Origin of the sequence: Demequina sp. TMPB413 (assembly GCF_020447105.2) — a bacterium.
In the GTDB taxonomy this organism is placed as follows: Bacteria; Actinomycetota; Actinomycetes; order Actinomycetales; family Demequinaceae; genus Demequina.
This window is the reverse complement of the sequence record NZ_CP096184.1, coordinates 2,033,162-2,052,131: the sequence shown is the minus strand read 5'-3', so window position 1 is coordinate 2,052,131 and position 18,970 is coordinate 2,033,162. Positions and strand designations below refer to the sequence as shown.

The window sequence follows — 18,970 nt, the reverse complement described above, 5'->3', positions numbered from 1 at the left end:
TAGGGGGCGAACCCTCAGGCGCGGTGGGTCAGGTCGAGGGTGAAGAATCTCGAGTGCGGGTCGCGGACGTAGGAGCCGAAGGGCTCGCACTCGGCGAAGGCGTGACGCTCGTAGAGCCGGTGAGCGGGAGAGAAGAACTCCTGCGAGCCGGTCTCGAGGCTGACGCGGATATCGCCGCGCTCTTTGGCGATGTCGAGCAAGCGGGTCAGGACGGCTGCCGCGACGCCTCTGCCCCTTGCCGCTGGCGTGGTCCTCATCGACTTGATCTCCGAGTGAGCCTCGCCGAGGGCCGCTAGAGCCCCCACTCCGAGCAGGGCTCCGTCTGGGCGCCGTGCGGCGACGAACGTCACGTGACGCGCGGCCAGCCTCGCCACGTCAAGTGCGTGGACGGACTCTGGCGGCGAGGTGAGATGCATGTCGGCGAGGTGCTCCTCCAGGAGCGCGACGATGTCTGGCGCGTAGGGGCTCTCGATCTCGATACGCATGGCCAAGTTTTGCATGGCGCCATGTTCCACACGGCGCTGCGCCCTGTCCGCACACCACGCTTGGTGCGACCGAGAAGACCGGGCGTCGTGTGCGGATAGCGCGCGGGAGGGTGCGTGAGTGCCCCGCAGGGTGTGCGGATAGCGCGCGGCGGGACCGCGCGAGCTAGTCGGCCTTGCCCGCGGCCAGGCCTTCCTTGATCGCGTCCATCACGGAGGAGTCGGCGAGCGTGGTCACGTCGCCCACCACACGGTTCTCCGCCACGTCGCGCAGCAAGCGGCGCATGATCTTTCCGGAGCGGGTCTTGGGGACCTCGGCCACCACCAGGATGTCGCGCGGCTTGGCGAGCGGACCTATCTGCTTGCGCACGTGCTCGCGCAGAGCGGTGGTGACGGCCTCGCCCTCTGTGGGCACGTCGGCCGCGTCGGAGCGCACGATGACGAATGCGACCACTGCCTGGCCGGTGATCTCATCGTTCGCACCCACCACTGCGGCCTCCGCGACCCACGGGTGAGACACGAGCGCGTGCTCAATCTCGGTGGTGGTGAGGCGGTGGCCGGAGACGTTCATGACGTCGTCAACGCGACCCAGCAACCACAGGTCTCCGTCCACGTCCTTCTTGGCCCCGTCGCCGGCAAAGTACATGCCGTCAAAGTGATTCCAGTAGGTGGACTGGTAGCGGTGACGGTCGCCCCAGATGCCGCGTAGCATCGCCGGCCACGGCTCGGTGACCACCAAGTACCCGCCCTCGCCGTTGCGCACTGGCGAGCCAGCGTCGTCGACCACGTCGATCGCAATCCCCGGGATGGCCGTCATGGCGGAGCCTGGTTTGGTGCCCGTGACGCCAGGCAAGGGGGAGATCATGATGGAGCCGGTCTCTGTCTGCCACCACGTGTCGACGATGGGGCAGCGGTCGTACCCGATCACCCGGCGGTACCACATCCAGGCCTCGGGGTTGATGGGCTCTCCCACGGAGCCGAGCAGGCGCAGCGAGCTGAGGTCATACCGGCCGGGGATGGCCTCGCCCCACTTCATGAAGGTGCGAATCGCGGTGGGCGCCGTGTACAGGATGGTGACCTTGTACTCCTGGACGATCTCCCACCAGCGGCCCTCGTGCGGAGTGTTGGGGGTGCCCTCGTAGAGCACCTGGGTGGTGCCGTTGATCATCGGTCCGTAGACGATGTAGGAGTGGCCGGTCACCCAGCCCACGTCTGCCGTGCACCAGTAGACATCCGTCTCCGGCTTGATGTCGAACACGATCCGATGGGTGTGTGCCACTCCCGTGAGGTAGCCGCCGGTGGTGTGATAGAGCCCCTTGGGGGTGCCGGTGGTGCCAGAGGTGTAGAGGATGAACAGCGGGTGCTCCGACTCCACCCAGACGGGCTCGTGCTCGGCCGGTTGAGGGTCCACGACGTCGTGCCACCACACGTCGCGCCCCTCGGTCCAGGCGGTGTCCTGTCCGGTGCGCTTCACTGTGAGTACGTGCTTGACCGACTCGCAGGGCCCTGGATGCGCGGTGCCTTCGCCGTGACTCGCGAGGGCCTCGTCCACGAGGGGCTTCAAGGCGAGATGGGAGCCCCGCCGGTTGCCACCGTCGGCCGTGATGACCAACTTCGCCTCGGCGTCGTCAATCCTTTGGCGCAAGCTTTCCGCGCTGAAGCCACCAAAGACCACCGAGTGGATGGCGCCGACGCGGGCGCAGGCGAGCATCGCCACGACGGCTTCTGGGATTTGGGGCAGGTAGATGGCGACCCTGTCGCCCTTGCCGATGCCGATCGACTCGAGGCCGCGCGCGGCCTTCTGGACGCGCTCGTGCATGTCGGAGTAGGTGAGCGTCTGGGTGTCGCCTGGCTCGCCCACAAAGTGGAAGGCGACTCGGTCGCCGCGGCCCTCGCGCACGTGACGGTCCACCGCGTTGTCACACGCGTTGAGGGTGCCGTCGTGGAACCAGCGGGCCACGGGGGCGTCGGACCAGTCGAGGATCTCGCTGAAGGGCTCGTGCCATTCGAGGCGTAGCGCGGCCTCGCGCCAGTACTGCAGGCGATCGGCGCGCGCCTTCTTGTACTCGTAGCTGGTCGCATTGGCGTGCGCGGCCATGCTGACCAGGGGCGGGAAGATCCGCTTCTCGGTGTGCAGGTTCTCGAGGGTGTGGCGGGACGGAGCGTAGCCGCCAGGGACATGGGCGTCTTTGACCATGGGGCCAGCCTAGGGCCAAGGTCCCGCCTCGTAAAATGGGGCCCGAGGGGTTTGTTAGGGAGCCTGGTAAGACCCCAGTAGGTATCGACGCCGACGGCGCCCGCGGGGTGGGGGCTCCTCGAAGATCAACGTCTGCATCAGGATGAGGATCATGACGATGATCACGACGAAGACGAAGGCGATGATCACGACGAAGACGAAGGCGATGATCACGACGAAGACGAAGGCGATGATCAAGGCGGAGACGGGGTGCGCACGGTTCCGCAGGATAGCCACACCGTCCCCGCAGCTTGGGGGTCTCGACCCGCACTGTGGGCGGCATGTCAACTACAGTTGACATTGCGCAAAGTCAACTGTAGTTGACATGCAGTTCGCCAAATGTCGATGTTGCTTGACTTTGCGCAAAGTAAACGTAGGCTGACATCATGCGAGGAATCGGAACACTTCACGCCTTCGGCGCCGCGTTGCGCGCGGAGCGCGAGAGCCAGGGTCTGACTCAGAAGGCGCTCGCGGAAAAAGCGGGGCTCAGTAGGGCGACTGTCGTTGCGCTCGAGTCTGGAGCGCGGATCGATGCGACCACACTCATCGCAGCGGCCAAGGCTCTCGACCTCGAAATCTCATTGAACTCGAGGCGTTCGCGTGGGAGCGACTTGCCTGAGCAGAGCACGCGCGCAGGATTCGATCCTTCGATACTCGAAGGAACTGAGGAACTGTAGTCGTGGCACACCACCTCAATGTCGAACTGTATGGAGCGGTGATCGGTGCCGCGGTCCAGGACGACTTCGGCCGTCTCTCATTCGCCTATGACTCCGACTACGCCGCAGACGCGAGCCGGCCGCCGCTCTCGCTATCGATGCCCGTCAGTCGGGCCCGATTTCGAGGAAAGAGTGTCTCCCCGTTCATGTGGGGGTTACTGCCGGACAGCAATGAGGTTCGCTCGCGATGGGCGACTGAGTTCGGAGTCTCCGCGCAGAATCCCTTTGCGTTGCTCGTGCATATGGGGCTTGACTGCGCTGGTGGTGCACGCTTCGTGCCGGAGGGCATATCCGCTCGAACCGTGCAGGTGCGCGCGCTTGTAGATGCAGACATCGGTGTAAGACTGAGTGAACTGCGTAGCGAGACCTCCGAGTGGGCCGTCTCTGGTGAGCGGTGGTCCCTCGCGGGCGCGCAGAGCAAGTTCACCCTCACGCGCCAGCCAGATGGGCGTTGGGCTGAGGTGCGAGGCGATGCCCCGTCAACGCACATCGTGAAGCCCGGTATCGGCGAGTATCCGTATCAGGCGTTAGTGGAGCACCTGTCCATGCAGACGGCCCGCGCGGTGGGATTGCGCGCTGCCAAGACCGAGTATCGCGAGTTTGACGGCGAGCCCGCACTCGTGGTGACGCGCTTTGACCGTCGGCGTGCGCGCGACGGCAGCATCGTGCGTGTCCACCAAGAGGACATGTGTCAGGCGCTCGCGGTGTATCCGCGCAAGAAGTACGAGGCAAGCGGCGGCCCCTCGGCCGCCGACATCGCCCGCCTGCTGCGCGACAACTGCACCGATGGCGAGGCGGACGTGTGGGAGTTCGCGCAGGCGTTGGTGTTCAACTATCTCATCGGGGCGCCAGACGCCCATGCGAAGAACTACTCGATCATGCACGCGCCGGGTCTGACGCGCATCACGCCGCTCTACGACGTGGCATCCGCGTTGCCGTACGACGCCGCCGCCGGCTCAGAAATCAACCAGGCAGCCATGTCGCTAGGCGGGAAACGGGTGTTCGGCTCCGTCCACGGAAGGCATTGGGATCGGCTTGCGAAGGGCATGGGTGTGGACACGGAACGTCTCCGCGACGAGGTGCGTCGCCAGGCCGAGACTATCCCCGTGGCCTTCTCGCAGCAGCTGGACGCTACGGGCGCGACAGACCTCAGCAAGCGCCTCATGCCCAGGCTCGAGCACCTGTGCGCGGCGACGGTCACACAGTTGCGTGACTAGAGCTCAACGCGCCGGATGTCCCTAGCTGTCAGTACATAGAGAAACGGCCCGGCATCCTCGCAAGCCCGCATGATGCGCGACTCCGCTCGCAGAAACGCCGCAGACTGCTGGTCGCCGGTGAGGGATCCTTGCGACAGGCAGAATGCGCGCACCTCGAAGCGCGTGAGGGTCTCGCGTTCAGAACGCCGGTATCGAATGCGCTTGTCCTTCATCAGAACTGCGAGTCCTCGTTCGCCCGCATACTGCAACCATTCTTCGTCGGTCGCCTGTTGCGCGCGAGCCTCTCCAAACTCATCCGCGAGGGTCGAGACCTGCCAGCCCGCGCCTCGAAGGGCCCGCGGCAGCACCTTCGTGCCGAGGTTGCGATCAATGAGGAACCTATGCGGCAATCGGCAAACTCGCTCGAATCAGTTGCTCGACGGTTCTCTGGGGCATGTTGAAGTCATCTGCGATGACGTCCATGGATTCTCCGGCGTGGAATCGATCGAGGACGTCCTCGACGCGCACACCGTTGCGTTCTAGCACTGGCTGACCAAAACCAAACCGTGGATCGACTATGACTTCGGCCTCCCCATACTTGGGCAGCCTGATTGACTCTGCGTATCCCGACGGGCCGAATCGGACGTGGTTGAGGAAGTTGCGGACCACGGGGGTGAATACTCCTTGGTCGGTCCTCACGACTACGAGTTCGAGCTCGCGATCAGTAGCGCCCGAGGCGGGACCGACGCTTCGTAGCAGTTCGGCGCCGTCCGTATAGAGCATCTGGCTCGCGAGCGCGTGCTCGACTCCCATCTCATCTCGCAACTTCTCAAGTGCGGGACGGATGCGCTGCATCGGTACGCCAGTGGCTTTGACGGCGGCAAGGAAGGCCGCTTCGGCGAGGCCTACGAAAGGCATGGTGGCGAAGCCTGCCGGGCCTGCGCCGGCATCCGTCACGAGCGCGTCAGAGTGGCGTATCTCCCCCGAAGCCGTGGGAAAGTCGCGCCCTCGCGCCCACGACCGCAACGTCGCGGGCGGGATGCCCACGAGGCGTGCCGCCTCGGTAAGTGTGTACAGAGGCGTCGACAACTGTTCTGGAATCGCCATCATGAGGCCTCCTTCCTACACTTCACATCTTCGCACCCGGGCGTTCCATTGTCCCGCATGCGATGCGCGTAGCGTTCTGCGAGCTTCGCCACGTTGCGAGAGGCGCTCGCTATGCCGATTCGGTTCCTCACACTCCGTCGCGTTCCGGACTACAACAACCGGATGGCGTCGCCCGCGTAGTACGTGTCTTGCATGAGGCGCTTGTGCTGAGCGGTCAGTTCCTTGATGGCGGACTCCAGCGCCAACTCCACATTGTTTTCGCCCCCCGCGCGACGCACCTTGGCGAGGCCGTTCTTGGCGCGGCTGATGGTGTGCTCAAGGTTAAGCAACACGGCCGAGACCTCGCCCATGGCGGCCTCGGACGCCGAACCGTGGGAGGCGGGCTCTGGCATCGGCATCGATGCGGTCATCCTGCACTCCTTCCGTCGGTAGACCCCAGCGTATGCCGCTCCACCGACGCCACGCCGCGCAACCCACCCGGGTTGTGGACAGCGCCATCCATGTCGGCCGCACGGATGTGCGCAGCGACGGTCACACAGTTGCGCGACTAGAAGGCGCGCCGACAGCGCGCCCGTGCCAGCATGGATGAATGGCTGACACCGAATACCGCGAGGGATCTCTGTCACTTCGAGGCGCCGTCGCCATGGGCACAGGCGTCATGGTGGGGGCTGGGATCTTCGCCCTCACGGGGCAAGTGGCCGACCTTGCCGGGCCGCTGTTCCCCCTCGCGCTCCTGGCCGCCGCCGGCGTGGCCGGCCTCGGCTCCTACTCGTACATCAAGGTGACCCGAGCCCACCCGTCGGCCGGTGGCATCGCCATGATTCTGAACCAGGCGTACGGGCGCTCCACCATCACGGCTGGCTCGGCCATGCTCATGGCTCTCTCGATGGTGCTCAACGAGGCGCTTGTGGCGCGCACCTTTGGTACCTATCTGCTCGAACCCTTCGGGTGGGGTTCGAGGTGGCTCGTATCGGGCCTCGCGCTGTTCATCATCGTGGTGGCCGTCGCTATCAACCTGGCGCGCAACGAGAACATCGGTTGGTTTCAGACGGCCGGCGCCGTCATCAAGGTGGGCGGCATCGGCGTGCTGGCCATCGCCGCGATGATCGCGTCTGGCGGGGGATACGAGGCGGCCTCTGAGGATTTCGCTCCCGAGTCGGGGATTCTCGGATTCGTCGCCGCCGCTGGCCTGGGCGTGCTGGCTTATAAGGGCTTCACCACGATCACCAACGACGGCGCAGAGCTCAAAGACCCGGCCCGCAACGTGGGCCGCGCGATCGTCTGGTCGCTGGCCATCTGTGCGGCCGTCTACCTGATCGTCGCCGTCGGTGCGGGGTCCACCCTCACCGTCCAGGAGATCGTGGCCGCGCAGGACTATGCGCTCGCCGAGGCGGCACGGCCGGCGCTCGGTAGCGCGGGTGTGATCGCGACCGTCGTGGTGGCAGTGGTCGCCTGCGCGACCGGGCTGGTGGCCTCGATGTATGCGGTCTCGCGCATGCTCACCATGGTCACCGACATGAAGATGATCCCTCATCGCCACTTTGGGATGCCTGGCAAGGTGCGTCACCACCTGCTCGTGTACTTGGGCGTGGTCGCTGCGGTCCTCGCGGTGAGCCTCGACCTGTCGCAGATCGCCGCCGTCGGCATCGTGTTCTACCTAGTGATGGATGTGGTGATCCACTGGGGCGTGTTGACGCGGCTCCGTGAGGATGTGGGCGCGCGGCGATGGGTGGTCATCTCCGCGATCGCGGCCGACGCTGTGGTCTTGGTGGCATTCATGGCGGCACGGGGCGCCGGGCAACCGTGGGTCATCGTGGGCGCGGTGGTGGCCGTCGCGGTGGTGTACGCGCTCGAGGCGTGGTACCTCAGGACACATCCTGACGAGGACTGACGCGGTTCAGTCGACCAGCGAACTCAACCGCAGCGTCCTGCGAGGACATGAGTGCTCAGAACCCGTCCGAATGTGCACTCATGTCCTCGCAGGACGCAGGCGGTCGTCACGGCGCGCAGTCGCTATCGGGGCTGGATGTTCCAGGACGTGCCGCGCGTTACGGTTCCGTCGGTGCCCGTGATCGTCACATCGCCCGTGATGATGATGCTCTGAATGGGGTTCGGCTGCGGTTCGCACCACGTCACATCTGTGAGGGTAATCGAGACATCCGGGTATTCCGAGTACCGGTCAATCACGATGCCGCGCGACGGCGTGAAGGTGGCCGTTGCGTGGCCCGCAATGTAGTTGCCTCTTTCGTTATCCCGGCCCGTGAGCCATGCCTCGCTCGACGCGCCGAGCGTCACTGTTGCGCCGGTCGGGTCGGCCCACTCGTCAAGCAGGATCGGCCCGCTGCCATGGGCGAGCAGCGCGTCGATGCCGTCAGCAACCCGCCCTTCAACGGGTGCATCGGCATTGATCCAACTGAAGTCGAGGCCGCACTCAAGCTCCGACGCAAGCGTGGGATCCGGGTACCCATCGATGCTCGCCCACATCTCGGGCGGGACCGTGGAGAGCGGTTCGGAAAGACGGATGGGGAGGGCCTCCGAGACCATGGTGACGTCCACGTCTTCCGTGTAGTCGACCGCGGGGTACGGCACCGAGATGGTGCCCGCGTCAGCGTCGATCGATGCGCCCGGTACTCCATCGGGCTCGCATGCCAGGGGCAGGGGATCTGCCGGCCCGGTGTCGGACTCTCGATATTCGAGCTGACGCGCACAGTCGATGGACCCCGGCGCCCATGCACCTTGTGAGCCGACGGGTCCGTAGCCGGCCTCAGCCAGGACGTGGAGACCGATCATCTCCTCGGTCACGTTCGCGTGCGCGACCGCGTAGAACTGGTAGTCGCCTGCGGGGAGGGTGAGATCGTCGTACGAGGAGACTTCCAGGGGCGAGTCAGAGCACAGGTCCAGGTTCCTACCGAGGTTCACCACGTCGGTCCACGAGTACCCGTCGAGCAGTGGCGAGAAGCGCAGGTCGCTATGTGCGGATGCCTGGTCCACCAAGGCGACGACCACGCCATCCTTGGCCAGCACGCCGTAGCCGACGTCGAGGAACACCGGAGCGTGCGCTGAGCCGCTGTAGGTGACAGTGGTGAGCACCGACGTGCCATCGTCGAGCGTCGCCTCGGCGGGAGTGCGGGTGTCCGAGCCCGTGAACAGTGCGGTTTGCAGGGTGAACCCCTCGATGGAGCCACCCGACTCCGGGACGGCATCGCCGCAGGCGACGCGTGACTCGTTGTTGAGGACCACGTAGGGCCCGTTCTCGCTCACCGCCGGAACCGTGGCATACGCCACTGCGCCAGCGTCGGCCGTCGCTGCAGGAGCGTCGTCCCGGCGAGCGTCCTGAAGAAGTCCGGCGGTCACTAGACCGCCGATAGCAAGCGCCGACGATCCACCCGCCATCGCCGCGTTGCGTCGCCGACGTCGGCCGATGAGTCCACGCGTGGCGCCCCCAGGCGAGGCGTCGGCCGCCTGAAAGGCCCTGGCCCTGCCGTCGATCGACTCGGACATGAGGTCGTGAAGTGTAGGCATGTCACTTCTCCCTTCGCGGGGTCACGAGGACCTGAACGCGTTCGTCATCTGGCTCGGCACCGAGCGTGCCGCGCAGAGCCTCTGCGCCGTCGTGCAGGTAGCGCTTCACGGTGCCGACGGCGAGGTGCAGTTGGTCGGCGATCTGGGCCATCGTGAGGTCGTCGTAGTAGCGCAATACGACGCATGCGCGCACTCGCGGAGTGAGGTCGGCGAGGGCAAGCGTGACGGCGTCCCTGGCGTCAACGTCACCGGCGTGGTCGGGCCCCACCTCCGCACTCGCGAGCCGCGCGGCGGAACGCCTGAACAGCTGCTCGCGTCGCTTGTCATCGACAAACACGGATGCGATCGCACGCCGCACGTAGTGCTCGGCGTGCGCGGCCGACGTCAGGCGACGTGGCGAGGAGAAGGTCCGCACCATCGCCTCTTGGACGAGGTCCTCCGCGGTGGCGCGCTGGCCGGTGAAGGCAACGGCGTACGCGAGCAGGGCTGGATAGCGCTCCGCCGCGAGCTCGTCGTAGAAGCCTTGCCACCGTGCCACGCATCCCCCTTGCCAGATATTCTCTACCGCGTCTCTCATACAACACGAGCGCGGGGGGGCGAAAGGTTGGTGCCCGCGTCGGCGGGGAGGGCCAGTTCGCGGAAACGAGCGCCCCTGACGCCACGGCCATAGGGCGCACAGTGGGCCTCCCACCAGGCGCTATTCTCCCGTCATGGACAACGATGTCGATCGGAGCCGTGTCGACCGCATTGTGGGAGCCGACGGCCTGCGAGCAGCGGCCGCGCTAGCGGTCATCCTTTCCCACCTGTACCAACGCCTCAACCCGATGATGCAGCAGGACTGGTGCCAGCAGGTGCAGTGGGTGCTCATGAAGGGCGCCTTCGGGGTGTCGGTGTTCTTCGTCCTGTCAGGAATGCTCCTCAGCTTCCCCTTCTGGAGGGCATACCTGGCGGGTGAGCCGATGCCCAACTTGCGGCACTTCGCGCGCCGCCGTGCCGCCCGCATCGTGCCCGGCTACTACGTCAGCCTCATCGTGAGCTTCATCCTGGCCTTCTGGCTCACCCCAGACGCCGAACACCAGGTGTGGCGCCTGATCGCTGGCCTCACCTTCACGTCAGACTTCCACTACGTCACGTTCTTCCCGTCGCCTGTGAATGGGCCGCTGTGGTCCATCAGCTTCGAGGTCTTCAGTTACGTGCTGCTCGCGCTCATGATGGCGGCCTTCTTCTGGTGGGCCAAGCGCCGGGCGGCGTCCAAGGCTGGCGACGACGCCGGTCCGCGGCGGGGCGGCGCCCTCCGTGCCGGCCTCTACTGGGCCGGGGTCTTCGCGCTCGTGCTGGTGCTCAACGGCCTCATCGTGTCCACCATCAGCCTTTCCGACGAGGGCAAGGGCTGGGACTTCGGCGACATCGGCGGGGCGAAGGAGTGGATGCCCGGCTACAACCCGCTGGGATTCTTCGCACACTTCTTGCTTGGCATTCTCGCCGGTTGGGCTATCGCCGCATGGCGGGCTCGCCAGCGCAGGCGCCACGCCGACGCTGGGGCCAGCGAGTTGACCAGGTGGTGGTGGGACGCGGTGGCGGTCGCTGGTCTCGCGGGTGCGGCTGCACTGGTGTGGTTCAACCGCCTCCCAGCAGAACCGAACCACCTCGACAACTTCCAACAACAGCCCTACCTGTTCCCCTGGTTCCCGCTCGCGATCGCGGTGGCACTCATGGGCCTCGCGCACTCGCGTTGGCTGGGCCGGGTGGTCGACAACCGCTTCGCTCGGTACACCGCGACCATCTCCTTTGGGCTCTACATCTGGCACTACCTGCTGCTGTACCTGTTGTCCTACGTCACCGAGGGACGCTTCGAGTACTTCGGCATCTTCAGCTGGGGTCAGCACCTTGCACTGGGCGGGATCCTGCTCGCCATCTCGTACGGGATGGCGGCGCTCAGCTGGCGCTGGATCGAGAAGCCGGCGCTCACCTCGCGCTGGGCCAACCGGCGCTGAGCGATTCCGGCTTGCGCGACGCCGCCGTGCGTGGTCCTATGAGGCTATGAGTGGACCGAATGGATTTGACTATCGCACCCGCACCAACGGAGAGGTTCACATCTTCCATCAGGGCAAGTTGGCCAAGATGTTGAAGGATGAGGACGCCCAGAAGTTCCTGGCGGCCATCAAGGACGGCGACCCCCAGCAGATCATGGACGACGCCGTGGGTGCGCAGCACTCGAACGGCAGGGTCTCCGGCGGGCCGACGGGACCAGGCTCACACCTGCACGGAAACGGCGCTGGTCACGCACCCACGCAGTTCAGGCGCAAGACCGGCTGACGCGCGGGTCGCGGCCTCCGAGACTGTGCAGGGGGGTCGCTCAGCCCATCGACAGGATCTCATCAGCGCGGGGTAGGTACGCCATGGTCGGCGTCATCAGTTCGTGCTTGCTCTCGAGACCACCGTGGGTGACCGTCGTCCACGTGCCGAGCAGGGCGGCGTCTTGGCTGAGAAGGATGCCGCCATCGACGCCGGGGCACGGCGCGGGTGAGCCCACCTGCAGCGCGACATCTACCGGGCCCCTGTAACGGTCGTGAACAATCTCATCGAGGATCTCGACGGGGGCGAAGCCGACCACCTCGTAGCCGATCCACCCCGACTCGTCGTCGGTGGTTTGTGGGCGGAAGTAGACCAGTTGCGCGCCTGCTTCGAGCCGCACCGTGGTTCCATCGGGACCAAGGAGCGGCATGACTCGGGCTTCCTGCGTCCCTTCCGACAGGTGCTCGAGCGCAGGCAGACGTGCGTCGATGATGACGTCGTTCCACCCGAAGAAGTAGCCATGATCCACCTCTTGCGGCTCTCCGAGCCCCTGGTAGTCGTCGACAACTGCGCCGCAGACGACGTCCGAGGCGGAGGCGAAACGCGTCGGGTTGTCATAGTGGTCCATGTAGCCAGGCTCTGAGTCGGCAATCGATGACAAGGTCACGCTGAGCGGCTCGCTCACGAGAGTCACGTCGAAGGCTTCGGTGAACCCGGTGGCGTCGTACAGCAAAGAGAGAGTCTGGCTGTCGGCATCTACTTGCGCGCCTGGCACCAGGTCGGGAAAGCAACCGCGCACCGCGATGCCGCTGCCTTGAATTACCGCGCAATCGTAGGAGCCTGGCAGGTACACCCCGCCGGGGGCTTTCGCTTCCTCCCGAATCTCATAGCCGATCGGGAGCGCTTGGCCAAGCGCCACCGACTCTTCGGTGGCGAAGACGCGCGTGTACGCGACGGCGGTATAGTCGCCGGGCTCGATGGGAAACAGGTCGTACTCGCGAGGGCCGCGTAGCGACAACTTGCGACAGGAGAACGACTCGCTCGCTGCCGGGACAACGAACTCGGCACTGTAGGAGTCCTGAGCGAGAACGTCGCGAACTCGTGATGCATCGATCCATGTCGCTCCGGCAATGCGCCCATCCTGCACGAGCAGTATCCACAGGGGTCCGCGCGCGGCCGGGTCGGGGTCTTCGGTGGCGTGGGAGAGGCTCGCGGTAAGGAAACCCACGTCTTCGGTCGGCCACCCTTCCGCGGCGCCGGCCGACGCCACGGCCAAGGAGAACCCCTGAGAATCGGCGTCTGGCAGAGGAACTGGCTCGCCACAGATGGGGAAGTCCTCGATCGAGGTGAACTCGGGGCCGCCGCCAAGGGGAATGCGTGCGAGCGTCGGCACTGGAGTCTCCGACGGGGAGGGCGAGGCAGTGGCCTCGGCGTCGGCGTCGGACGCCTGCGATGAGGTCACCCACGCGGCCGCCCCGGCGACCACGAGCGAACCGGCCGCCGCGAAAGCGACGCCGCGTAGCGCCCACCTCCGCGCCAGGCGACGTCCAATCGCACGCTCGGCATCCTGGCTGAGCGGTGGAGCGGCGCGGAGACGCTCGTGATGGAGCGATGCGAGCACCTCCCGCAGACGCGGTGACGTCACTCAATCACCATCTCGACGGGCTCGCTCACCAGCGTGACGTCGAACTCCTGGGGTAGGGCGGAGGCGTCGTACAGCAGCGTGACGATGCCCTCTTCCTCGTCAAGGGTGGCGGTGGGGATCGCCTCCGGAAGGCACGAGCGCACCGTGACGTATTGCGACTGGAAGGCTCTGCAACCTCTCGAACCCGGCGTATACACGACACCCTTTTGCTTCGCGCGTTCGTCGATCACGAGGAAGTCGGTGCGCGCGAGCGACTGGAACAGCGCGACGGATTCTGGAGTCGCGAAGACGCGCACTGCGGCATACACCTCGTACGTGCCGGGTTCGAGCAACTGCTCGTGGTACAGGTACGAATCAGAGATTTCGTCGAGCGTGATGCAGTAGAACTCCTCGGCGTCCAGAACGTCTGGACCGCCTGCCGTCCTGGTGAGACCGTGCTGCTGCCACCCAAGCGTCGCGTCTTGAGTGATGATCGTGCCCACCACGACGCCGTCGCGTACCGCGAGCAGCTCCACGGCACCGATGCCCACGACGGGCTCGCTGCGTCCGGCGATCGGCTCTTCGGGAGCGCCCCACGTGAGCGCGACCGTGGCCAAGTTGCTCGCACCGTGGTGTTCGAGATCGAGCGAGAGGCGCTGCTCAGATGCATCCGGCTGGGGTGTGGGCGCGGGGTCGCCGCACACGTACTCTCCCCAGCGGATCTCGTACTGTGGCCCGCCGTCGATGGGGACGTGCGCGACCACCGGAACGGCAAGCGCGTCTGGTGTGGGCGCCGGCTCGTCAGCGCTCAGCACGTCCATGCCGACCGATGCGCCCGCGGCCCCCGCAGCGCCAAGCACAGCGACCGTCGCGATCCATGCTCCCCAGCGTGCGGCGACGTGACGTCGGATGGAACGCTCGGCACCGGAGGGGAGGGTGAAGGCGCTGTCGCGCTTGTCACGAACCAGCGTCGCCAGGGCTTGCCTGAGCAGTGGGGCGCTCATCGGGTCACCACCTCGATCTCGGTCGCGTCGGCCCTGGCGCTGAAGTCGGGAAGATCGTGCTCGCCCACGATGGGGGCCAGCACGTCGGTGACGGACTCAAGGAGCGACACCGCCGCCTCGCGCTCGATGCGAAAGAGCGCCGCGATCGAGTCGACCGGTTCGCCGTCAAGGTAGAAGCGCACTGAGGCGAGCCGCTCGTGCGGTGGCATGCCAGCCAGGGCGTCGGCGAGGCGCTCGGCGGGGGTGCGGTGAGCAGGCGTCTCGCGGATTTCGTCGGCGCCAGCGCCGACGGCGGAGTCAGCGGGATGCCGCTCGTCCGCGGACGGGGGTGCATAGGCCGAGTGTGCATTGCCGGGGGCGTAGGGCGAGGTGTCGGGGTGCCGGCCAGAGCGCGAGTCCCCGGATGCTTCCTCTGGCCCGTCCGAAGCCGCCGCCGACAGCTCATGTACCTCAGCGTCCGGCGGCGTCCCGCCGTCGCGCTCGTCGGCGTCACGCGCCACGGGGATCGCGGAGATGCCGCCAGCGAGCCTGCGAGCGATGTGCTCCCGCGCGGCTCGCCCAAGTTCGGTCACGCTCGCGATGCCGGAGGCCGACGCTGCGGCGACGACGGCGTCGGACGCGTAGTGGTGGGCCTCTTCGCCAGGACCAATCACGAGTTCCGCCCACGCCGTGACGGAAGGAAGCGCCTCGCGCGCAAGCTCGACCCGACGGGACCTGGACATCAGGACTCCAGCCTGCGCCGCCGCGCGGCCCTCATGACCAGGGCGCCGATGACAATCCCGAGCGCGACGAAGGCGACCGTCGCGATCGCCGGTCCCCTCGCGTCGGCCTTGCGAAGGGCGACCGGCTTGCGGAAGTACAGCACGCCCCAACCGTTCCTGACGGCCGCGCGACGCAAACCTCTGTCGGGATTGACCACAAAGCCGTGACCGACGGCGTTGAGCATGGGTGCGTCGGTAATGGAATCGGAGTAGGCGTACGAGGTGGCGAGGTCATAGCCGCGCTCTGCGGCGAGTTCCCGAATGGCCGCCGCCTTGTTCTCCCCGTAGGCGTAGAACGTGATCTCGCCGGTGTAGACGCCGTCGGCGATCTCCATGCGTGAGGCGACCCAGTGTTCCGCGCCAAGGAGCTGGGCAATGGGCGCCACGAGTTCGGCTCCAGAGGCGCTCACGATAACGACGTCGCGGCCATTTTCTTGGTGACGCCTGATGAGGGCGAGTGCTTCCAGGTAGACAACGGGGTCGATGAGCTCCTGAACGGTCTCAGAGACGATGTCCGTCACCTTCGCGACGTCCCAACCCTTGACCAGTTCCGACAGGGCGTCGCGAAGCCGACTGGTCTGGCGTTCGTCGGCGCCGCCGACGGAGAACAAGAAGTGCGCGTACGCCGCCCGGACGGCGTCGGATCGGGTCACGAGACCCTCCCGCATGAACGGGCGCGAGAACGCCGCCGACGACGACGTGGCGATGATCGTCTTGTCGAGGTCGAAGAACGCTGCGCTGGGTCCTGCCATGCGTCCAGCCTAACCTCACCGGCCGACGCGGGGAAGGCGTGGAGCGTCGTCCACAGGAGCAGTGTGAAACCCGTTTCCCCTGGTGAGCGGCCCTTGGCTCCCATTTCCGACGCTACGCCGCCACGGTGTTGCCATGACGACGCTTGAGTGGGTCCCCGATTGGCTTCGCCACATCCTCGAGGTACCAGGCATCACCGACGTGCTGATCAACACGCCTCGCGACGTGTGGATTGATCGTGGGCTTGGCTTGGAGCGCGCCGACGAGGTGGTGCCAGGGGCGCTTCCGGAGTGGGAGGCGGCCGACGTCCGCGCGCTCGCGGTGCGCTTCGCCTCCTTGGGTGGCAGGCGGCTCGACGACGCTTCGCCAGCGGTGGATGCGAGGCTTCCCGACGGCACCCGTCTTCACGCCGTCTTGCCGCCGATTGCCGACGGTTGCGCCGTGTTGTCACTGCGCACGGTAAGGCCGTCCTCGCTTGCATGGGAGGACCTCGTCATGTCGGGAATGCTGCACCCGGGCCTCGCGCCGGTGGTACGCGGTCTTGTGCGATCAAAGAGGTCCCTGGTCGTGTCGGGTGCGACAGGGTCTGGCAAGACCACCTTGCTGGCGTCGTGCCTTGCGCAAGTCGACCCGGCGGAGCGCATTGTCCTGATTGAAGAGGCGGGCGAGATCAGGGCCGATCACCCTCACGTGGTGCGGCTCGTGGAGCGGGCGGCAAACGTCGACGGTGCTGGCGAGGTGGCGCTCGCGCGGCTGGTGCGGGAGGCCCTCAGGATGCGCCCAGACCGCATCGTCCTTGGCGAATGCAGGGGAGCGGAGATCAGGGACGTGCTTCTCGCGCTCAACACCGGCCACCGCGGAAGCCTGACCACGCTCCACGCGAATGCAGCTCAGGATGTTCCCGCGCGCTTGGTTGGCCTCGGTGCGCTCGCTGATCTCTCTGAGCGTGCCGTGGCATTGCATGCCGCCGCGGCCTTCACCGCGGTGGTGCACCTGGAGCAATTCGAGGGCAGGAGAAGGGTCGCCGAGGTGGCCCTGCTAGACGCCACGGGGGGCCGCTTGCGCACCGTCTCGGCTGCGAGCGTTGACGCTGAGGGCAGGCTGGTTCTTCGCGAGGCGTGGCCGCTCCTGGCTGCGGCGGCGGGCGTGGATGAGCGGGCGGATGCGGCGCGCGAGACGCAACTCGACGGCGGGGTTGGCTCCGGACTCGGCCGCCGCGGCTCACCGCTGCTGGACGCCGCATGAGCGATCAGGTCACGGACATTGAGCGCCTCGTTGCGGTGGCAGCTGCCTCCCGGGCTGGCCTGCCGGCCGCGCAGGCGTGGCGAGCGTGGGAGCCGACGCTCGCCCTCGACCACGAAGGGGCGCCGCTATGGGATCGCGATGATGTCCTCACCTCCGAGGCGCGAGCGGCCGCACGGCTTGCGTACCGCTCGGGAGTGCCGCTCGCCGACGTGCTCGACTGCCTGGTGCGAGTGGCGAAGGCGCGCGCGGATGCCGCCAGAAGACGCGAGGCCGCGCTCGCCGGCGCCACCGCGTCGGCGCGAGTACTCGCCTGGCTGCCAGCGGCAGGCGTGCTACTCGGAGTGATCGTCGAGCCAAAGACGGCTGCGGTGCTGCTGGCCACCCCGCTCGGCTGGGCCCTCCTGAGCGTGTCGGGGTTGCTGGTGTGGCTCGGTAGGTGGTGGATGCGTGCGCTCGTGCGCGCAGCGGAGCGCGCGGGAGTGGTTCCGTGACCGGGCAGGTCTCGGTGGCGTCGGTCGCGGCGCTCCTGGGGGCGGCGCTGAGTTGTGGACTCGACGTGAGGAGCGCGCTCGAGCATGTAGGGCGCTCGACAGGACGCGAGGCGCAGGCTCTATGCGGGGTCGCCGTGGCGCTGGGGCAGGGCGTTGCATGGGACGCCGCATGGGACGCTTCGCCCGAACGATTCCAGGGCCTGGCACGCGCGCTGTCTCCAGCGTGGCACCAAGGCACCAGCCCAGTGGCCTCACTCGCGGCGCTGGGGGACGCGCTGGTGGACAGGGCGACAGCGGCTGGGGAGAGCGCGGCTGCCGAACTCGGCGTGCGCATTGCCCTGCCGCTGGCCTTGTGTCTCATGCCTGCCTTCGTGCTCACGGGGATCGTGCCGCTGCTCATCGCTCTTGCGAGCACCGTGGTGGGCAGTGCCGGCGGCGCACCGTGAAGAGTGCGTTCCTGCCGCAAGAGGTTCCCCGGCACTCGCCGGGGGAGATCGGGGCCCACGGCCCTCAAGAGAAGGGAAGACCATCATGATCACTCATGTGTTGCGGCGGCTTGACGCGCGCAAGGACGACGGCATGGCGACGGTGGAGTATGCGCTCGTCACGGTGGCTGCCGCCGCCTTCGCAGCGGTACTCATCGCCATCGTCAAATCACCGGAGGTGCGCTCGGCGCTCACGTCCATCGTCAGCGGTGCCCTCTCGGGGGGATGAAGCCGTGGCGCGTGGTGCCAGCTGCGCCGCGGGCGATGACGCCGGATCCGTGACCGTCGAATTCGCGCTTGGTTTGCCCAGCGTGGTGCTCGTGATGGCGCTCGCGATCAGCGCCCTGGCGTGGATGCTCGACGTCCAGGTGGCGCAGCGCGGTGCTGGCGAGGCGGCGCGCGCGGCGATCACGTCTTCCGATGTTGAGGCGGCAGCGGTGGGTAGGCGCGTGTCTGGTCAGTCCGACGTCAGCGTCGTCAGAAGTGGCGAGTATGTGACCGCTTGCGTCGCCGGACGGAGGTCGCCGTGGCCAGCGTACGAGCGCTGCGCGACAGCAAGGTCGCAACAGTGAGCGCTGATGCAGGGGATCGCGGTTCGGCGAGCCCCCTCGTCGTCGCCATGGTCGCCGTGGTCATGGTGCTCGCAGGGGCGAGCGCCCAGGTGGGCGCCGCGCTCGTGGGAGAGGCGCGAGCGAGTGCGGCCGCCGACTTGGTGGCGCTGGGCGCGGCGCGGACCGACCGCGACCTCAGGGCGCAGGGCTTCACGGCCTCTTCGGCCCTCGCCGCGGCGTGCGACGTGGCGTCAAGCGTCGCGCGCGTCAACCAGGCCGCGTTGACGGACTGTTCCCGCGGCGCGGGAGCATCGGTTGTGGTGTCGGTGAGCGTGCCCATTCGGGGCTGGCCGCAACCAGCGACGGCCACTGCGCGGGCGGGTCCCGCGAGGGGATAAGGGTGCCCGCACACAGAAAGACCCGACGGCGACTCAGGCTGAGGGATCTGAGCCGCCGCCGGGCGTTTCTAAGGATACGCCGACCGGCCGTGCTGCGTGGGATTCAC

Annotated in this window: 23 protein-coding genes; 11 read left to right on the top strand and 12 right to left on the bottom strand. The window is 66.9% G+C overall.

From position 1 onward, the window contains the following. Positions 1–14: 14 nt before the first annotated feature. The 3 genes from LGT36_RS09805 to LGT36_RS09795 all read right to left on the bottom strand — a co-directional run bounded on the left by LGT36_RS09805 (position 15) and on the right by LGT36_RS09795 (position 2,955). Entirely contained in the window at positions 15–500 is a 486-nt protein-coding gene (locus tag LGT36_RS09805; RefSeq protein ID WP_226096003.1) for a GNAT family N-acetyltransferase, read from the bottom strand. 148 nt (positions 501–648) lie between these two features. Then, positions 649–2,679, bottom strand: coding sequence for an acetate--CoA ligase (acs, locus tag LGT36_RS09800; RefSeq protein ID WP_226096004.1), 2,031 nt, complete (start codon positions 2,677–2,679; stop codon positions 649–651). 54 nt (positions 2,680–2,733) lie between these two features. Further along, positions 2,734–2,955, bottom strand: coding sequence for a hypothetical protein (locus LGT36_RS09795; RefSeq protein ID WP_226096005.1), 222 nt, complete (start codon positions 2,953–2,955; stop codon positions 2,734–2,736). Between the two features lie 149 nt (positions 2,956–3,104). Here LGT36_RS09795 and LGT36_RS09790 point away from each other — a divergent pair, with 149 nt between their 5' ends. Both LGT36_RS09790 and LGT36_RS09785 read left to right on the top strand, forming a co-directional pair. Next, positions 3,105–3,395 carry a helix-turn-helix domain-containing protein gene (locus tag LGT36_RS09790; protein ID WP_226096006.1) on the top strand — a complete coding sequence of 97 codons (291 nt, stop codon included), beginning with the start codon at positions 3,105–3,107 and terminating at the stop codon, positions 3,393–3,395. A 2-nt stretch (positions 3,396–3,397) separates the two neighbouring features. Beyond that, positions 3,398–4,651 (top strand): type II toxin-antitoxin system HipA family toxin, encoded by a 1,254-nt coding sequence (locus tag LGT36_RS09785; RefSeq protein WP_226096007.1) that lies wholly within the window; start codon positions 3,398–3,400, stop codon positions 4,649–4,651. Here the strand turns inward: LGT36_RS09785 and LGT36_RS09780 are convergent. From LGT36_RS09780 to LGT36_RS09770, 3 genes are all read right to left on the bottom strand, one after another. Further along, the gene (locus LGT36_RS09780; protein WP_226096008.1) at positions 4,648–5,040 is read right to left on the bottom strand and encodes a hypothetical protein; all 393 of its coding nucleotides are present in this window, start codon (positions 5,038–5,040) and stop codon (positions 4,648–4,650) included. The two genes, LGT36_RS09785 and LGT36_RS09780, sit on opposite strands and share 4 nt — an antisense overlap. Beyond that, positions 5,030–5,740 carry a DUF433 domain-containing protein gene (locus LGT36_RS09775; protein ID WP_226096009.1) on the bottom strand — a complete coding sequence of 237 codons (711 nt, stop codon included), beginning with the start codon at positions 5,738–5,740 and terminating at the stop codon, positions 5,030–5,032. The genes LGT36_RS09780 and LGT36_RS09775 overlap by 11 nt, the downstream gene beginning before the upstream one ends. Positions 5,741–5,886: 146 nt before the next feature. Beyond that, positions 5,887–6,147, bottom strand: a complete 261-nt coding sequence (locus LGT36_RS09770; protein ID WP_226096010.1) for a hypothetical protein — start codon at positions 6,145–6,147, stop codon at positions 5,887–5,889. 179 nt (positions 6,148–6,326) lie between these two features. Between LGT36_RS09770 and LGT36_RS09765 the strand changes: the two genes are divergently transcribed. After that, positions 6,327–7,628 carry an APC family permease gene (locus tag LGT36_RS09765; protein ID WP_226096011.1) on the top strand — a complete coding sequence of 434 codons (1,302 nt, stop codon included), beginning with the start codon at positions 6,327–6,329 and terminating at the stop codon, positions 7,626–7,628. 122 nt (positions 7,629–7,750) lie between these two features. Here the strand turns inward: LGT36_RS09765 and LGT36_RS09760 are convergent, their stop codons facing one another. Together LGT36_RS09760 and LGT36_RS09755 are read right to left on the bottom strand one after the other, a co-directional pair. Beyond that, positions 7,751–9,259 carry a hypothetical protein gene (locus LGT36_RS09760; RefSeq protein WP_226264593.1) on the bottom strand — a complete coding sequence of 503 codons (1,509 nt, stop codon included), beginning with the start codon at positions 9,257–9,259 and terminating at the stop codon, positions 7,751–7,753. A gap of 1 nt (position 9,260) precedes the next feature. Next, positions 9,261–9,797 carry a sigma-70 family RNA polymerase sigma factor gene (locus LGT36_RS09755; protein ID WP_226097249.1) on the bottom strand — a complete coding sequence of 179 codons (537 nt, stop codon included), beginning with the start codon at positions 9,795–9,797 and terminating at the stop codon, positions 9,261–9,263. 172 nt (positions 9,798–9,969) lie between these two features. Here LGT36_RS09755 and LGT36_RS09750 point away from each other — a divergent pair, with 172 nt between their 5' ends. Next, positions 9,970–11,253, top strand: coding sequence for an acyltransferase (locus LGT36_RS09750; RefSeq protein ID WP_226097250.1), 1,284 nt, complete (start codon positions 9,970–9,972; stop codon positions 11,251–11,253). Between the two features lie 46 nt (positions 11,254–11,299). Further along, positions 11,300–11,575, top strand: coding sequence for a hypothetical protein (locus tag LGT36_RS09745; RefSeq protein WP_226097251.1), 276 nt, complete (start codon positions 11,300–11,302; stop codon positions 11,573–11,575). Positions 11,576–11,615: 40 nt separating this feature from the next. On the opposite strand, the gene LGT36_RS09740 is transcribed toward LGT36_RS09745, so the two are convergent. From LGT36_RS09740 to LGT36_RS09725, 4 genes are read right to left on the bottom strand one after another with little or no spacing between them, the layout of a single operon-like run. Beyond that, positions 11,616–13,199 (bottom strand): hypothetical protein, encoded by a 1,584-nt coding sequence (locus LGT36_RS09740; RefSeq protein ID WP_226097252.1) that lies wholly within the window; start codon positions 13,197–13,199, stop codon positions 11,616–11,618. Then, positions 13,196–14,182, bottom strand: a complete 987-nt coding sequence (locus LGT36_RS09735) for a hypothetical protein (protein WP_226097253.1) — start codon at positions 14,180–14,182, stop codon at positions 13,196–13,198. The genes LGT36_RS09740 and LGT36_RS09735 overlap by 4 nt, the downstream gene beginning before the upstream one ends. Beyond that, the gene (locus LGT36_RS09730; protein WP_226097254.1) at positions 14,179–14,904 is read right to left on the bottom strand and encodes a hypothetical protein; all 726 of its coding nucleotides are present in this window, start codon (positions 14,902–14,904) and stop codon (positions 14,179–14,181) included. The genes LGT36_RS09735 and LGT36_RS09730 overlap by 4 nt, the downstream gene beginning before the upstream one ends. Continuing rightward, positions 14,904–15,695, bottom strand: a complete 792-nt coding sequence (locus tag LGT36_RS09725; RefSeq protein ID WP_226097255.1) for an HAD family phosphatase — start codon at positions 15,693–15,695, stop codon at positions 14,904–14,906. The genes LGT36_RS09730 and LGT36_RS09725 overlap by 1 nt, the downstream gene beginning before the upstream one ends. 133 nt (positions 15,696–15,828) lie before the next feature. On the opposite strand from LGT36_RS09725, the gene LGT36_RS09720 reads away from it, so the two are divergent. The 6 genes from LGT36_RS09720 (at position 15,829) to LGT36_RS09695 (ending at position 18,863) form a co-directional block, all read left to right on the top strand. Further along, positions 15,829–16,938 (top strand): TadA family conjugal transfer-associated ATPase, encoded by a 1,110-nt coding sequence (locus LGT36_RS09720; protein ID WP_226097256.1) that lies wholly within the window; start codon positions 15,829–15,831, stop codon positions 16,936–16,938. Further along, positions 16,935–17,429 carry a hypothetical protein gene (locus LGT36_RS09715; protein WP_226097257.1) on the top strand — a complete coding sequence of 165 codons (495 nt, stop codon included), beginning with the start codon at positions 16,935–16,937 and terminating at the stop codon, positions 17,427–17,429. The genes LGT36_RS09720 and LGT36_RS09715 overlap by 4 nt, the downstream gene beginning before the upstream one ends. Then, positions 17,426–17,875 (top strand): type II secretion system F family protein, encoded by a 450-nt coding sequence (locus LGT36_RS09710; protein WP_226097258.1) that lies wholly within the window; start codon positions 17,426–17,428, stop codon positions 17,873–17,875. The genes LGT36_RS09715 and LGT36_RS09710 overlap by 4 nt, the downstream gene beginning before the upstream one ends. Before the next feature lie 85 nt (positions 17,876–17,960). Then, positions 17,961–18,143, top strand: a complete 183-nt coding sequence (locus tag LGT36_RS09705; protein ID WP_226097259.1) for a DUF4244 domain-containing protein — start codon at positions 17,961–17,963, stop codon at positions 18,141–18,143. A gap of 49 nt (positions 18,144–18,192) precedes the next feature. Next, positions 18,193–18,486 carry a TadE/TadG family type IV pilus assembly protein gene (locus LGT36_RS09700; protein ID WP_226097260.1) on the top strand — a complete coding sequence of 98 codons (294 nt, stop codon included), beginning with the start codon at positions 18,193–18,195 and terminating at the stop codon, positions 18,484–18,486. Continuing rightward, positions 18,483–18,863 carry an Rv3654c family TadE-like protein gene (locus tag LGT36_RS09695; RefSeq protein WP_226097261.1) on the top strand — a complete coding sequence of 127 codons (381 nt, stop codon included), beginning with the start codon at positions 18,483–18,485 and terminating at the stop codon, positions 18,861–18,863. The genes LGT36_RS09700 and LGT36_RS09695 overlap by 4 nt, the downstream gene beginning before the upstream one ends. Positions 18,864–18,970 lie beyond the last annotated feature (107 nt).

What these genes read in the sequence shown, in the direction of transcription:
- LGT36_RS09805 (WP_226096003.1), bottom strand. Translation starts at nt 500, where the DNA reads ATGCAAAACTTGGCCATGCGTATCGAGATCGAGAGCCCCTACGCGCCA.
- acs (WP_226096004.1), bottom strand. Translation starts at nt 2,679, where the DNA reads ATGGTCAAAGACGCCCATGTCCCTGGCGGCTACGCTCCGTCCCGCCAC.
- LGT36_RS09790 (WP_226096006.1), top strand. Translation starts at nt 3,105, where the DNA reads ATGCGAGGAATCGGAACACTTCACGCCTTCGGCGCCGCGTTGCGCGCG.
- LGT36_RS09775 (WP_226096009.1), bottom strand. Translation starts at nt 5,740, where the DNA reads ATGATGGCGATTCCAGAACAGTTGTCGACGCCTCTGTACACACTTACC.
- LGT36_RS09770 (WP_226096010.1), bottom strand. Translation starts at nt 6,147, where the DNA reads ATGACCGCATCGATGCCGATGCCAGAGCCCGCCTCCCACGGTTCGGCG.
- LGT36_RS09765 (WP_226096011.1), top strand. Translation starts at nt 6,327, where the DNA reads ATGGCTGACACCGAATACCGCGAGGGATCTCTGTCACTTCGAGGCGCC.
- LGT36_RS09760 (WP_226264593.1), bottom strand. Translation starts at nt 9,259, where the DNA reads ATGCCTACACTTCACGACCTCATGTCCGAGTCGATCGACGGCAGGGCC.
- LGT36_RS09750 (WP_226097250.1), top strand. Translation starts at nt 9,970, where the DNA reads ATGGACAACGATGTCGATCGGAGCCGTGTCGACCGCATTGTGGGAGCC.
- LGT36_RS09745 (WP_226097251.1), top strand. Translation starts at nt 11,300, where the DNA reads ATGAGTGGACCGAATGGATTTGACTATCGCACCCGCACCAACGGAGAG.
- LGT36_RS09735 (WP_226097253.1), bottom strand. Translation starts at nt 14,182, where the DNA reads ATGAGCGCCCCACTGCTCAGGCAAGCCCTGGCGACGCTGGTTCGTGAC.
- LGT36_RS09730 (WP_226097254.1), bottom strand. Translation starts at nt 14,904, where the DNA reads ATGTCCAGGTCCCGTCGGGTCGAGCTTGCGCGCGAGGCGCTTCCTTCC.
- LGT36_RS09725 (WP_226097255.1), bottom strand. Translation starts at nt 15,695, where the DNA reads ATGGCAGGACCCAGCGCAGCGTTCTTCGACCTCGACAAGACGATCATC.
- LGT36_RS09720 (WP_226097256.1), top strand. Translation starts at nt 15,829, where the DNA reads ATGACGACGCTTGAGTGGGTCCCCGATTGGCTTCGCCACATCCTCGAG.
- LGT36_RS09715 (WP_226097257.1), top strand. Translation starts at nt 16,935, where the DNA reads ATGAGCGATCAGGTCACGGACATTGAGCGCCTCGTTGCGGTGGCAGCT.
- LGT36_RS09705 (WP_226097259.1), top strand. Translation starts at nt 17,961, where the DNA reads ATGATCACTCATGTGTTGCGGCGGCTTGACGCGCGCAAGGACGACGGC.